Below are 14,612 nucleotides of genomic sequence, written 5' to 3' on the forward strand. Positions count from 1 at the left end.
CCTAGAGAATAGTAGGCATTTCCCAAATTGCCATAAGCCCTTCCTTCTCCTACCTTATCTTGAAGCTCTAGAGCGATCTTTAAATCCTTTTTATGGAAATCGATGGCTTTACGGGAATTTCCTAAAGAATCGTAAGCAATTCCCAAATTGCAATAAGCTCTACCTTCTCCATCCCTGTCTTTAAGCTCTAAAGCGAAATTTAAATTCTTCTCGTAGTATGGAATTGCTTTTTGATACTCTCCTGATTTATAGTGAATCCCTCCCAAATTACTATAGCTCAATGAAAGAACCTCTTCTTTTGAGATCAGCTTAAGCTGCCTTTCTTTTTTAAACAAATATGGTTTATTTGAAACATCTTGAAACATTTCACTGATAAGCCCATCATAAATCCTCCCTTTCACTTTCATCTCGAATAGTTTCTGAATCTGTGCAATACCCTCAGGAGTTTGATCAGAAAACCTATAAAGCCGGATTTTATCCTTTGAAGTATCTGAAGAGGGCAATGGTATTTTAATCAGCCCGGCTTTGCTTAAAGATTTTGCATGAATGTCCATCTTGAACCTCTAATGGTTTAATTGAAAAACCCAATACTGAATACACTCTTCTATTTAATCAAGATTTTTTTCAATTTTGGCAACTATTCAGATGCCCCTCACTATTCCTGATAAATTTTTTATTCCTTTTTACAATCATAGTTAGTAATCTGGAAATATGTCGATAAAGCTAGATAATCTTACACCAGATTCTATTGAAGAGATTTTAAAAATTCTCCCTGAACAGACACCACCATATGTTCATCTTTTGGTGCAACAGCTACTCACTACAATTCAAAAACTAGAAACTAGAGTCCAAGATCTAGAAGCTAGATTATCCAAAAATAGTTCTAATAGTCATAAGCCTCCAAGTAGTGATGGTTTTAAGAAAATCCCTAAAAGCTTAAGGGAGTCTTCAGGTAAAAAAATTGGAGGACAAGAGGGATGGAAGATCGCAAGTGAATAACCCAGATCATACGTTTTTATTAAGTCGTGACCACCCTCAACATTGTCACGCTTCTCTTAAAGAAATTACAAGGAACTGCTTAAGAAAAAAGACAACTGTTTAAGCTCCCTCAACCTAAGATAGAAACGACTGAATACGAGGTTATAGAAAAAACATGTTTGCGCTGTGAACAGTTAACAAGAGCTTCTTTTTCAGAACATGTTAAAGGCCCTACTCAATTTGGAAGCCGGGTAAAAGCTTTAGCTAGCTACCTAAGCTCTTTGCATTTTATCCCCGTAAATAGGGTCTGCCAAATTTTTAAAAATCTCCTTGGAATATCCCTATCCCCAGGGAGCTGTATAAACATCAATACACAGTTTTTTACAGAGCTTTACTCGTTTGAAGAGGGATAAAAAAAGAATCTTTTAAGTTCAAAAGTCTTACATTTTGATGAGACAGGAATAAGATGTAAGAAAAAGCTAACGTGGATCCATGATGCAGCATCTGAGATGGCAACTCTTTATATGATACATCATAAGAGAGGAAAAGAAGCCATGGATACCATCGGGATCTTACCTCTTTTCAAAAACTATGTTGTTCATGACCATTCAAAGTCTTATTTTAATTATCCGGGCTCAAGTCATGTACTGTGTAATGTTCATCATTTAAGAAAGCTCAATTTTATGTATGAAGAGGAGAAAGAGGAGTGGGCCTTGGCCATGAAAAAGACTCTCCTGCTTGCTCATCAAGCTATAAAAAAAGGGCCTCTTAAAGAAGAAGTGATCAAAGAGATCAAGAGCTCTTACAATAAGGCTATCCAAGAAGGACACTCCTATCATGCAAACCCCCAAATCTTTAGCTCCCGAAAAAAGAGGAAGAACTAAGTCAAAGACCAGAGAAAACCCTCCTAGATAGGCTAAAGCAAAATGCCTCCTCTGTTATAGCATTTACTAAGGGTTCTAAAATCCCTTTTAGTAACAATCAAGGAGAACAAGATATTTTAGATGGTTAAACTCAAACAGAAAACCCATGGGTGCTTCCGAACACTTCTTGGAGGGCAAATCTTTTGCCGAATTAGAAATTATCTTTCCACAGCTCGTAAGCAAAACTGGAATATATTGGACGCGATTACAGATGCTATCCAAGGAAATCCGTATCACCTAACAGGTCCTCCTCAGTTAGCTCTTTAGATTTTTAAAAGCCAGATTATACCCCCCTATACACAAATTTGTGTATAGTGGGGTATCTGAACAGTTACCTTTTTATCTTGTATTTTCTCTCCTCTTTTTTGAAAAAATGGCTCTTGAATCAAAAAAAATCTTTCTCTAAATCAGAAATTCACCCTCTTTATCCTAGCTATAATTCACCCATTTACTTCTCTTCAAAAAAAAGAAATTCTCAATATTCCACGAACTGATGGGAGAGCCTTGTATTACAATTGCAAATGTGCCATAGTAAAAACGAACTTGGAGAAACATTACATGACAGCCGCAAAAAAATCCCTTCAGCAATACATTATCACCTATTTTTGGCTCATGTTGGGCTCTTTTTTAGCTGCATTCTCCATCCATGTTTTCTTACTTCCCAGCTCTTTGATTGATGGCGGAACAGTAGGGGTTGCCTTGATTTTATCCAGGCTATTTGGAGAGTCTTACCTCTCTTTATTCCTCATTGTTTTAAACCTCCCCTTTATCTATTTAGCGTATAAATATATCCGTAAGTCGTTTGTGATCACCATGGGAGTCGCCCTTCTATTTTTTGCGCTGTTTTTGGTGCTTGTTTCAACATTTCCCTCTTTTGAAGGAGACCCCATTGAAGTCACCATCATCGGAGGAGCCATTTTAGGGGTAGGTGTTGGGCTCATCATCCGGCACGGAGGGTGTTTAGATGGAACAGAAATTCTTGCCATCCTCATCAACCGCAAGCAAGGGTTTACAGTTGGACAAGTGGTTCTTTTTATCAACTTTTTCATCTTTACAGCGTATGGATGGATCTTTTCTAACTGGCACCATGCCCTTCAATCTCTTATCACCTATATCGTAGCATTTAAGATGATGGACCTTGTCATTATGGGAATTGAAGAGCTCAAATCCGTGATGATTATCTCTGCAAAACCGCAAAAAATGGCAAACGTCATTATGGCAGAGCTAAGACTTGGATTAACCATTGTTCATGGAAAAGGAGGATTTACTGGAGATACCCGTGAAATCCTTTATATTATCATCGAGCGTCTTGATCTTGCTGCTTTAAAAGAGCTTGTTTTAAGAGAAGATCCGACAGCCTTTATGGCGATTGAAAACCTTCATGAGGTTGTGTATGGCAAGCATGCTCATCTCCCTTATAAGAAAAAGAAACGGTCTTTCCTCTAGACTCTTTAAATCTTTAGAAGGGAGATCTCTCCCTTCTCTCAAAAAAAATCGTCTTTACCCATTGCTAAATATTAATAATTTCTTTACTTCTTAATTAAAAGGGGCAAAGAAAATTATGCATCTTGAATATAAAGACCATCATGAAAGCTGGGACTCTTGGAGAATTTTTCGGATCTTAGCGGAGTTTGTTGAAGGGTTTGAAACCATGACAACATTGGGACCCTCTGTTGCCATTTTTGGATCTTCACTCATCCCTCACTCAGACCCTTATTATGAAAAGGCGTCTCTTCTTGCAACGCTCATTGCAGAGCAAGGGCTTGGGGTGATTACAGGAGGCGGCCCTGGAATCATGGAGGCTGCAAATCAAGGAGCTAGATCGAGCCTTGGAAAATCGTGTGGCCTTTGTATCGATCTTCCTAATGAAGAGAGACCTAATTCCTTTATTGATGAAAAGTTTCTTCTGAAATTTAGGTATTTCTTTGTCCGTAAAGTGATGTTCATGCGGTATGCAAAAGCGTTTGTGGCTTTTCCTGGAGGGTTTGGAACACTCGATGAACTCTTTGAAGTGCTCACACTCATTCAAACAAAAAAAATTGCACAGGCTCCTGTTTTTCTGATTGGAAAAGCTTACTGGGAAGGGCTGTTTGAGTGGCTAAAAAATCACGCTGTAGAGAGATCTTATCTCTACGCTGTAGATCTAAGCATTGTGACCATTACAGATGATCTTGAATTAGTTGTGGAAGAGATTACAAAACAGTCTCTACACACAAAAAAAATTGGAAACTTTTAAGAGATGTTTTTAGAGTCTTGAAAAGCTTAAAAAAGCCTTGAAATGGGTGTTTCAAGGCTTTTAAACCGTTTTTAATCTTTAGGGAGGGTAAATTGACACCCTTCTTCAATTAATTGGTCAATATAGGTAATGGGATACTCCCCTTCTAAAAAGGTGGCATCTTCTAACATGTATTGATGAAAAGGAATGGTGGTATGAACACCTCCTATATGAAACTCTTTTAAAGCCCGTTTTCCCACTTGAATGGCAGAGGCTCTATCTTTCCCTTTTACAATCAGTTTTGCAATCATCGAGTCGTAGTTAGGAGGAATACGGTACCCTGAATAACAGGCGCTATCAATCCTTACGTGAGGGCCTCCAGGAGCGATATAGTACTCTAATACACCAGGGCAAGGAGCAAAGTTTCTTGTGGGGTCTTCTGCATTAATGCGGTATTGAATCACATGCCCTTTCATCTGCACATCTTTTTGTTTAAAGCTAAGCTTTTCTCCTCTTGCAATCTGGATCTGCTCTTTGACAAGGTCAATACCTGTCAGCTCTTCTGTAATGGTGTGCTCCACTTGAATCCTAGTATTAACTTCCATAAAATAAAAGTTTTTATCTTCATCTAAGAGAAACTCCACCGTTCCAACAGAGTGGTAGTTTGCAGCTTTAACAATGGCAACAGCGGATTCACAAATCTTTTTCCGTAATGCCTCGCTAAGAACTGGACTTGGACACTCTTCAATCAGTTTTTGCCGCCGCCTTTGAATGGTGCAATCTCTTTCAAAGAGATAGGCATAGTTACCTTGTTGATCTCCAATCACTTGAATCTCAATGTGACGCGGATTGACAATCATCTTCTCGAGATACACATCAGGGTTATTGAAGCTAGATTCGGCTTCTCCTCTAGCTGCTGCAAATTGTCTTGCAAACTCTTCTAAGTTATGAGCAATTCTAATCCCTTTACCGCCGCCCCCAGCTACTGCTTTAATGAGAAGGGGAAATCCAATTTTTTCTGCCTCTTTAAGCCCTTCTTTCACATCTATCACAATTCCATCTGATCCTGGGATGACAGGGCACTTAACGCTTTTAGCAATCGACTTAGCTTTTGCTTTATCGCCTAAGAGCGAAATAGCGGCAGGTGATGGCCCAATAAAATTCACTCCGCAGCTCTCACAAATCGAGGCAAACTTGGCATTTTCTGACAAAAATCCATATCCAGGATGCACAGCATCAGCGCCGGTAATTTCACAAGCAGAGAGGATATTGGCAATTTTGAGATAAGACTTTTGAGAAGGCGCCTCTCCAATGCAGATCGCCTCATCAGCAAGAAGAACATGCAGTGATTCTTGATCTGCTTGTGAATAGATCGCAACGGTTTGAATCCCCAGTTCTTGACACGCTCTAATCACCCGAATCGCAATCTCTCCCCGGTTAGCAATAAGAATTTTTTTCATGGGACCTATCCTGTTAGAAGTTAAACAATCCGAATGAGCTTTGCGCCAAATTCCACAGGGTGGCCATTACTCACAAGAATTTCTGCAACAGTGCCGCTCATTCCCGCTTTCACTTCATTCATCACTTTCATCGCCTCGATGATGCACACAACACTATTTTCACTCACAGGGTCACCAACTTTGACAAAGGGAGGGTTTTCAGGAGAAGCTGCGTGATACACCGTTCCTACAAGAGGCGCTGTAATGCATTTTCCTTCCACTTTTTTCTCTTCTAACTTCTCTTCTGAAGGGAAATGTCTATGAGGAAGTATAGAGCTACTTTGTTTAGAAGAAAGATCCATAGAGGAGTGATTTACGGCCATCTGAAGGGATCCCGCATGAGACACCTCTCCTTGACGCTCCAGCTCTATTTCATACTTATCTTTAATCCGTAATTTCGTAATGCCCGATTTTTCCATCATAAGCATGAGTTCTTTAATGTGCTTGAGATCCACAGATGTCTCCTTTTGTCGTTGTATCACAGCTGTCAGCCGCTGAAAAATGCCCATTTTATACACGTTGAATGTAATCACAAGTTTGCGTATCGACCTTCACAATATCTCCTACCTCTGTGAAAAGAGGCACTTCAATTTTAGCGCCTGTCTCTAAAATGGCTGATTTTGTTCCATTAGAGATTAAAGAGACATGGTCTGCTGGCTCTGTCTTTACAATCATGAGTTCAAGAAATTGCGGAAGCTCAATAGAAAAAATGGTCTCTCCGTAGCTTCTTGCCTTCACATGAACCCCTTCTTTGAGAAAGTTCACTTTCTCACTGATGATAGGAGCTGGAATGAGCACCTGCTCAAGTTCTCCAATATCTAAGAAAAGATAGTCTTTACCTTCTAAATAAAGATATTCAAGAGTCCTTTCGGCAAGGTTCACTTCTGTAACAGACTGCCCGACTTTGAAGTTTTTCTCTACAGTTTCATCTGTCATCAGATCTTTCAGTTTAGCTTTAATAAAGGGGGTCCCTTTAGCTACAGTCACTTTAACACACGACTCGACTCGGTAGATATTTCCTTCGACAGAAATCGTCATGCCAGCGATCAATTGTTGGGTATTTGTCATAATTTATCTATGATTTCTAAGATTTGGTTGAGACGGCGGATTTTAAAATCAACATCTGAAGCAGGCCCTTTAGAGGCAAGTCCTCTTCCCCATTGCATCTGAATTGTTAAGCAACCCAGCTGCTTGGCAGGAGTAAGATCCCGTCCTATACGGTCTCCACAAACAACCGTTTTATCAGGGGTTACATTCAGTTCTTGTAAAACCTTTTCATAAGAGGGTCTTTTATCTACATGCTCAGAAAAAACTATCTTACTAAAGAGTCCTGAATCTAGACCAGCATTTTTCATTTTAAGAAGCTGCTGATCGGTTTTTCCTTTGGAAACAAGAGCAATTTGATGGTGCTCTTTAAGCTGCTCTAAAACCGCTTCCGCATCTTCAAGTGCAAAAATGGTGGTATCTTCTGCAATTTCCCCGTAAATGATAGACTCTCCAATATCTAAGAAAGCGGCATCTCCATCTATAATATCTAAAAATTCTTTTAGCGTATGAAGCGCGCTTTCTGAGGAGCTATCCATCCGTTTAAGGGTCGTAAGAGCTTCTTCAAAATCTCCTGCCTCTAGCCCTTTTTCCACCATTTTTAATAGCGCCTTTTCTAGCTGCAGAGGGGTTACGCACCCTGTTGTATCAATTAAGGTATCATCAAGATCAAAGATAATTAACAATTTTCATCAACTCTTTAGCTAATTTTTTAGAATCGTGCCGTATTAAATTTCTCTTCAGTAAATCTTTCTTAAACCCAGGCGTTAACTCTCCTAAAAGAGGCACTGCCCTCACACGGTCAGAGATTAGATCATTCTCAATCAACTCTCCCTCTTCTGCATAAAGAGCAATCAATTCTTCTGGGGGGAGCTGGTTATTCACAATGATATAATCAAAAACATCTCTCCCTAGATATTTTTCAAATTCGTTTAAGTAGTCACTCACCTTAAAATGCGATGTCTGCCCTTTACGGTTCATGAGGTTTACAACAAAAACTTTTTTTGCATCGCTCTCAAGAAACGCTTCACTGATCCCTTCCACTAAGAAATTGGGAAGAAGAGATGTGTAAAGGCCGCCCGGCCCTACCACGATCACATCGGCATTTTTGATCTCATCTATAGCTCTTGGATTGGCTTTAGGGTAAGGATCTAAATAAATGGAGCTATATCCTTGTTCAATTTCTTGAGAAAGATACACCTCTTTCTCTCCTTCAAGAAGATGCCCATTTTTTAAGATCATCTTAAGCCGCACTTGGTGCATGGTGACAGGAATCACTTTCCCTTTAATATAAAGGATTTTTCCCACCTCTTCTACAGCTCTTTCAAAGCTCCCCGTTACCTTTTCTAAGGCAGAAAGCAGCAAATTTCCAAAGCTGTGTCCAACAAGTCCCCCCTGCTCAAACCGGTAGTTCATTAAACTGCGCATGAGTCTTGAAGAGTCAGAGAGCGCTACAAGACACTGCCTTACATCTCCAGGAGGCAGTACCCCTAGCTCGTCGCGTAAAATGCCTGTACTTCCCCCGTCATCTGCCATAGAAACGATGGCTGTGATATCGATATCATCGTTTCTTAAGCCATTAAGGACAGTAAAGTTCCCCGTCCCTCCGCCAATTGTGACAACTTTTTTCATGAGCCGTTAAGCTCTTTTAAACTCTTAATAGCTCCCTTCATATCTTTAGATTGATAAAGGTATTGCCCTGACACTAAGATGCTAGCTCCTGCCTTAACACATAAGAGGCCTGTCTCTTGATTAATGCCTCCATCCACTTGAATAAGAGGTGCTGCATCTAACGCTTTAGAAAGCGTTTTTACATAGTGGATCTTTTCCACCATTTCAGGAAGAAATGGCTGTCCGGTAAATCCAGGATTTACCGTCATTAAAAGAATCTGATCGGCCTCTTTTAAGTATTTTAAAATCATCTCAGGTGAGGTGTCAGGAGAGAAAGCAAGTCCTGCTTTCACTCTACATTTACGGATGTAATTTAAGGTGTCTAGCACATCTTCTGTTGCCTCAAAATGAAACGTAATACCGTGAGCGCCAGCTTCTACAAACTGCTCAATATAGCCATAAGGGTTATACGTCATTAAATGGACATCTAGAAAAAGAGAGGTCGATTTTCTGATATCAGCTACTGCTTTAGCGCCAAGGGAAAAATTGGGGGCAAAATGTCCATCAATAATATCAATATGAAGGCCATCAGCTCCTGCATCTTCTGCACGTTTTGCCTCATCAGCTAATTTCCCAAAGTCTGCTGCTAAAATAGAGGGATAGACCTGGATCTGTTTTTGGATTTGTGTTTTGCTCTGATCAACTTTATTCATTTCCCTTAAATTTTAGAGGGTTTGAATAGATCACGTCAATAAAGATCTAGGAATTTGAGGTGAAATGCCTCCTCTCTCTCTTAAGTTAACGCCATCTCTATCAGATCTTCTTCGCTAGCGCTCTCATAAATAGGAGAAAAGCTTTTCTCAGAAGAAGAGGCTTTTCCAATCCACGAACCTTTAGCTAAATCAGGATGGATAAACGAGAGCACTTGAAGCGGCATCTGATTTTTTTCTGCTAATAAAACACATCTTTGATGCAGCACCTTAGCTCCTTCTTGAATAATCAAGAGCGCCTCAGAGTAGGTTAAATGCGAGAAGAGAGAAGCCTCCCTATTTTTCTTAGGATCTTCATTAAAAATGCCTGGCACATCTTTATAAAACTCCACTTTATCTGCCTGCAGGGCAACAGCTAAAGCCACAGCTGTTGTATCAGAGCCTCCTCTTCCAAGTGTTGTCACCTCTCCTTCATGACTTACCCCTTGAAACCCTGCTACGATCACAATTTTTTGCTGCTTTAACCCTTGCAAAATCCGCTTTGGCCGGATCTCTATGATCTTAGCTTCTGCATGCTGAGAAGTCGTTATAACACCTGCTTGACTCCCTGTTAAGCTAATTGCCTCTTTCCCTTTAAGATCAAGTGCCATCGCAAGAAGCGACATGCTAATTCTTTCTCCAACAGAGGTGAGCATATCTTGTTCTCGTTTAGGAGGAAAAGGGTGAATTTTTTGAGCCAGCTCCAAGAGCTGATCTGTGGCGTTTGCCATCGCGCTCACAACGACCACAATTTCATCTACTTCTCTTGATCTTCTCTCAATGAGATCTGCGATGCGTAAAATATTTTCGGGAGAAGCAACAGCTGCCCCTCCAAACTTTAAAACAACCCTTTTCATAGATATGATGATACTCTGGCACATTTCTCCCGTCAATCTTGGAGAATGGATTGTGTAAAAGAATCAACACTCACCCTTATATTGACAAGAGATCCCAAGAAATATCTGAATGAAGCTGAAAAGAAAAAATCTTTAAAAATTTATGTAAATCACACCTTATTTTTTTAACGGTGAATCTAGAGGCTGATGAGAATGCAGCGCCTCTTTTAAAGCATGAAACAATTTCACAGCCTCTTCCTTCCTATTCAGTTTACAAAGTAAAGTCATCACTAATTGATAACTTTGCTGGATTAAAGATCTCTTATCTCCTACAGTATCCCCTGCATGGCGCTGCTTAATGGCAATCATTTTTTGAGCGGCATCAAGAGCCTCTTGAGTTCTTTCTAACTTTACTAAGAGTGTGATAACTAATTGATAACTCTCAAGTAGGAGGTAGCGGCTCTCTTCTAAACTCTCTTCCCGCCTTTTTAATAACGCCTGTGCTTTAATAAGAGCCTCTTCATCTCTTCCTAATATTTGTAGTAATTCAATCACATTCTTAGAGGCGTATCCTGCAGATATCTCATGATCACTCACCCCTAAAATTCTATTTTGAGTCATTAACATGTCTGAGGAAAGCGTAAGGGCCTCTTCATATTTCTTCAGTTTTTTTAAAATATTTATGACATTTTCATAATCTCTAAGAATGCCATCTACATCTCCTAGGGCAGCTTTTTTCCTATGAAGCACCTCTCTTGCTAAAGAGAGAGCTTCTTCATGTTCATTCATTGTTCCTAAAATAAAGGCTAAGGTTTCACAGCTCTCTACTGTATATTCAGAGGATACCCCGCAAAGTTTTTCTCTGATGGCTAAAGACTCTCTTGCTAGCTCCTCATCAGATTCAATACAGCTTCTTAAATGATACAGTTCTGCTTTCAGTAAGGAAAATGGTTGATCTGAGAGATCTTTAATTAAAGTAATACCTTGGTCAATATACCAAAGCGCATTTTCCTCTTTCTCCTCATAATAAGCTATCCATCCTAGATGGCTCAGGAGTTGAACCGTCTCTTTTAAAGGGATAAGGGGCCCCATGTCTATGAAAAGAGCTAGCATATGCACCTGATAGATCTCCCTTAACCGGTCATCAATCTCTCCTTCAACAATGTGATAAGGTCTTCTGAGTTCTGTGATTTCTTGATCAAGCGATGTAATCACGTCTTGGATGATCTCTTTTTTGTCTTCTTCTCTTAGCTCATGCGCGATCACTTTTTGCACAAGAGCGTGAATATGATAATATTTTTTTACCCCTCTTGTCTCCTGAAGAAAGGCATAATTTTTTAAAAGTTTAAGCCCGGAAGCGATAGACACAGGGTCTTCTTCTGGATAACGTCTTTGAATAAAGGTGCATAAAAGATCAAAAGGAATATCTTCTTCCCCAAGGAGTGCAATAAAATGCATGATCTTTAAAGAGAGTTCTCCATTTTTCTTCTGTTTGATCGCCTCTAATGACACTTGCCAGGTGATAAAAACAGATTGCTCACCTGCAGGAAGAGAGATGGCATCAAGATCAGGAAGCTTTAAGCTGCGGCTTTTAAACCTTTTACTATATTCTTCTATGGAAAGATCTTCCTCTTGCAAATACCTAACGATGTGTGAGAGTGCAAGAGGGTGGTATCCCACTTCTTTAGCAAGACAGCTAGCACTTTCTTGTTCTACCTTATTCACCTGTTTTTTCTGAATCAAATAGCAAAGCGCCTCCTCTTCTGAAAATTCTGTTAAAGAAATATCATGAAATCCATTAACTTTAGCTTCTTCTCCTATCCTTGTAGTGATTAAAATGTGACACTGCATAGAGTTTGGTAAATAGTCATCTATCTCTTGAAAAAATAAAGAGTCATCAAGTCCATCGATCACAATTAATCCAGGAAGCGTCATTTTCTTAAGGGTTACTTTAAGCTCAGTTAACGTTTCTTCATGATCCTCTTTTTTTAAGCCAAGTAAAAGAGCTAGCTCAAGGAGCCCTAATTTAATGGATCTTGGCCCTGTGACTTTAATGAGATGGAGGAAAAGATACTCTTTAAGCTCTAGAGCATATTTGAAACTTAAAGTGCTTTTTCCCATTCCTCCAAGCCCTGAAATAGAGACTCTAGAAGAAGCTAGAAAAGCTGTTTTTAACTCCTCAAGCTCTTTAACTCTTCCAACAAAAATGTGATCTCTTACAGGGATATTACTGAGACAAGAGGGGGGCTTGATTAAACCGTCTTCTAACGCTTTTGAGGTACTCTGAAGAAAAAAATCATACTTCCACGGCTTAAGAAGAGGTTTTGATGACCTTGAAATGCCAAGAGAAGTTTTATGAACATCAAATGCTTTAACCTCTGAAAATAACTGCTCTATTTGTTGATTAGACTCACTTTTATGATCTTCTCCTAGAAAAGAAATTTCCTTGATCCTTCCCCGAGAGATCTCCTCAGATATTTCTCTTTTTTCCCCTTGTCCTAGATGCTGATAAAGTAGCCTCAAGAGAAGCCGCTCTTCACGGGTCAGTTTATCTTTTTTAACCGTTAAATGCGTTAGCTTGAGAACAAGGGTGCGGTAATTGGTTTGTTTTCCTTTAAAATAAGGATTTTCTTGATAGATGAGTTCATCAAATTGATCTACAAGAGAGTTGATAAAAGAAGGGGCTATAACCTTTCCATAAGTCGTATCATCATAGAGATCTTTGCTAGAGTTTTTCCGTCTTAAGATGAGAGGGCTTAAAACCCCTGGAAAAGAGAGCGCTGCAGTAAGAACATCTGATATCACAAAATCTTCGTATTCTGCATTTTCTGAAGTGACATGCATCAGTTTCTCTTGAGTTAAGCTATAGGTAAAGAGGTGAATATGTTTATATCTCTCAGGAAATTTCTGGATTTTGTCAGCTAGCTCTTTAAATGTCATATCATGTATCTCTGACTGCTGATAGATGATTTCTTCTAACGTCTCTTGCAACGGCTTCATGTGACATAAAGCAAGAGAAGAAACCTTATTTTTTCCTGTGAATCCTTGAGAACATTCAAAGGCTTCTAGTTCTTTAAGCTCTTCATGTTGTAGCGTATGATCTACTGTAAGAAGTTCTTGAAGCGACGTGAAAGGTAAATCTCTTAATTGAGAGGATGTATATCCAAGAGAGAGAAGTGTGGCTATCATAGAGCCCATCCCAAGTCCTGAAAATCTCCTGATATCTTTGAGAATCTTTTTCGATTCTAGCCCTTCTATGACGCCTATAAATCCTTCCATATGCAGATAGCTTCCCTCTAAAATCATGTTAAAAGGAGCCCTTTCTAAAATGAGTGTCTCTTTCACCTTGTCTAGCCGTTTGGAAGCGGTAAAATTTTCTAAGATATTTTTACATCTTCTCATCAAGGGGGCTTTAGCGTCTTTATCCTGTAAATCAGCAAGAGGAGATCTTCCTGCTGCATCTGTTTTACTGGGATCTATTCCTAGAGAAAGAAGGAGGAGGGTAGCATCTGGCTGTTTTCCTCTTACTGCAAAATGGAGAGCTGTTCCCCCTTTCTCAAACTCTCCTTGATGAATATGCGCTCCCTTATGAATCAGCGCTCTTATCGCAAATAGATCTCCTAAAAAAGCGGCGAGTTGAAGAGGTGTCCTCCCTAAGGCATCTTTAAGTTCTAAAAGGTATTTTACCGTGTCATGCTCATGATTTAAGAGATGAGTCAGCATACGGGGTTGATTGGAATGAATCGCCAAATGAAGAGGGGTTTTGAGCTCTGGAATCCCCTCTAAGAGGCTGATCTCTTTAAACTGATTATGACTAAGTAAAAGAGCTAAGATTGAAGGGTATCCGGAGAGAATGGCAAGTGCTATCAGGGAAATGATGTGTGTTTTAAGCTCTAACTCTTGCCCAATCATGCCATAGCTAAGAAGCCTTCGAAGGATTTCTTCATGCCCTTCATGAATGGCCCAGTGTAAAGCAGTAAGACCTAAAGCATCTTTATCTTTCATATTGATCATATCTAAATGTGTATGAAGAAGTGCTTGAAGCATCTCTTCTCTTCCATAGATGGCAATGAGATGAAGAAGTGTTTTTCCCCTAAGTTCTTCTCTTTCTTCTAACCCTTTAATCATTATGAGATCATCTACAGGCACGTGGTGAATGAGATACGAAAAAAATGGTTTTTTCCCTTCCCGAATCGCTGTAAAGGCAATATTCATCCCTTGTAAATCATAAAGCTCAAGTAAATGAGGATAGGAGAGTTTATCCCACTCTTCAGGTTTCATTTCATGCAAAATGTGAGAAAAAAGATACGTCACTAGATGCTCTTGACTCTGAAAATTCTCTTCTTTTACCTCTTGGATCCATGCATCATCAAAGCCGCATGTTTTCATCAAAGAGCGCATGCCCTCTTTTTGAATAGAGTGTATAGCAGCACACCTTAACTCTGAATGAGGCAAGCTCTTTATTGGAGATGATGGGGTAAATGCCCCAGAAGCTTTTAGCGAGGTAGGCTCAGATGGGTTATGCTGAGGCCAAATAGAAGAAGAAGGGATCATGAAACACCTTAAAAGAGGATTTTTTTAAGTGATATTGGAATGAAGGGCAATTTTACATCAAATAGAAAAATGTGTTTTTTGATCCAAAGGCTCTTACCCTTAATTTCTTAAGAGTTAAACATGTTAGAAGATGAAAAAAGATATCCTTATTAACGCCTTACAAACAGTAAACTAAAACAGTCCATTTTAGGCCCTCTTTCTAT

Annotated in this window: 13 protein-coding genes and 1 pseudogene; 6 read left to right on the forward strand and 8 right to left on the reverse strand. The window is 39.5% G+C overall.

The window, feature by feature from the left end; translation table 11 throughout:
• Positions 1 to 711 precede the first annotated feature (711 nt).
• From ACI7T6_RS04175 to ACI7T6_RS04200, 6 genes and pseudogenes are all read left to right on the forward strand, one after another.
• A complete protein-coding gene (locus tag ACI7T6_RS04175) occupies positions 712 to 999 on the forward strand; it encodes a DUF6444 domain-containing protein (RefSeq protein WP_404665138.1) in 288 nt (95 codons plus the stop codon).
• A 158-nt stretch (positions 1,000 to 1,157) separates the two neighbouring features.
• Positions 1,158 to 1,391, forward strand: a complete 234-nt coding sequence (locus ACI7T6_RS04180) for a hypothetical protein (protein WP_404665139.1) — start codon at positions 1,158 to 1,160, stop codon at positions 1,389 to 1,391.
• A 12-nt stretch (positions 1,392 to 1,403) separates the two neighbouring features.
• Positions 1,404 to 1,862: pseudogene (locus tag ACI7T6_RS04185) on the forward strand (transposase); the annotation flags it as partial.
• Between the two features lie 120 nt (positions 1,863 to 1,982).
• Complete coding sequence (locus ACI7T6_RS04190) at positions 1,983 to 2,168, forward strand: hypothetical protein (RefSeq protein WP_404665140.1); 186 nt, start codon at positions 1,983 to 1,985, stop codon at positions 2,166 to 2,168.
• A gap of 291 nt (positions 2,169 to 2,459) precedes the next feature.
• Positions 2,460 to 3,347 (forward strand): YitT family protein, encoded by an 888-nt coding sequence (locus ACI7T6_RS04195; protein ID WP_404665141.1) that lies wholly within the window; start codon positions 2,460 to 2,462, stop codon positions 3,345 to 3,347.
• Positions 3,348 to 3,462: 115 nt separating this feature from the next.
• Positions 3,463 to 4,137, forward strand: coding sequence for a TIGR00730 family Rossman fold protein (locus tag ACI7T6_RS04200; protein ID WP_404665142.1), 675 nt, complete (start codon positions 3,463 to 3,465; stop codon positions 4,135 to 4,137).
• A 71-nt stretch (positions 4,138 to 4,208) separates the two neighbouring features.
• Here ACI7T6_RS04200 and accC read toward each other — a convergent pair whose 3' ends face one another.
• The 8 genes from accC to ACI7T6_RS04240 form a co-directional block, all read right to left on the reverse strand.
• Positions 4,209 to 5,576, reverse strand: coding sequence for an acetyl-CoA carboxylase biotin carboxylase subunit (gene accC, locus ACI7T6_RS04205; protein ID WP_404665143.1), 1,368 nt, complete (start codon positions 5,574 to 5,576; stop codon positions 4,209 to 4,211).
• Between the two features lie 20 nt (positions 5,577 to 5,596).
• A complete protein-coding gene (accB, locus tag ACI7T6_RS04210; RefSeq protein ID WP_404666132.1) occupies positions 5,597 to 6,070 on the reverse strand; it encodes an acetyl-CoA carboxylase biotin carboxyl carrier protein in 474 nt (157 codons plus the stop codon).
• Between the two features lie 55 nt (positions 6,071 to 6,125).
• Positions 6,126 to 6,683 carry an elongation factor P gene (locus ACI7T6_RS04215; protein WP_404665144.1) on the reverse strand — a complete coding sequence of 186 codons (558 nt, stop codon included), beginning with the start codon at positions 6,681 to 6,683 and terminating at the stop codon, positions 6,126 to 6,128.
• Positions 6,680 to 7,345: an HAD family hydrolase gene (locus ACI7T6_RS04220; RefSeq protein ID WP_404665145.1), complete on the reverse strand. Its 666-nt coding sequence runs from the start codon at positions 7,343 to 7,345 to the stop codon at positions 6,680 to 6,682. The genes ACI7T6_RS04215 and ACI7T6_RS04220 overlap by 4 nt, the downstream gene beginning before the upstream one ends.
• Positions 7,329 to 8,291, reverse strand: coding sequence for a uridine diphosphate-N-acetylglucosamine-binding protein YvcK (yvcK, locus tag ACI7T6_RS04225; RefSeq protein ID WP_404665146.1), 963 nt, complete (start codon positions 8,289 to 8,291; stop codon positions 7,329 to 7,331). The genes ACI7T6_RS04220 and yvcK overlap by 17 nt, the downstream gene beginning before the upstream one ends.
• Positions 8,288 to 8,983 carry a ribulose-phosphate 3-epimerase gene (gene rpe, locus ACI7T6_RS04230; protein ID WP_404665147.1) on the reverse strand — a complete coding sequence of 232 codons (696 nt, stop codon included), beginning with the start codon at positions 8,981 to 8,983 and terminating at the stop codon, positions 8,288 to 8,290. Before rpe ends, yvcK begins: the two co-directional genes overlap by 4 nt.
• Before the next feature lie 80 nt (positions 8,984 to 9,063).
• On the reverse strand, positions 9,064 to 9,900 hold the full coding sequence (locus tag ACI7T6_RS04235) for an aspartate kinase (RefSeq protein WP_404665148.1): 837 nt from the start codon (positions 9,898 to 9,900) through the stop codon (positions 9,064 to 9,066).
• Positions 9,901 to 10,032: 132 nt separating this feature from the next.
• Positions 10,033 to 14,409 carry an ankyrin repeat domain-containing protein gene (locus ACI7T6_RS04240; protein ID WP_404665149.1) on the reverse strand — a complete coding sequence of 1,459 codons (4,377 nt, stop codon included), beginning with the start codon at positions 14,407 to 14,409 and terminating at the stop codon, positions 10,033 to 10,035.
• Positions 14,410 to 14,612 lie beyond the last annotated feature (203 nt).

The organism is Rhabdochlamydiaceae symbiont of Dictyostelium giganteum (genome assembly GCF_964291045.1).
In the GTDB taxonomy this organism is placed as follows: domain Bacteria; phylum Chlamydiota; class Chlamydiia; order Chlamydiales; family Rhabdochlamydiaceae; genus PALSA-1444.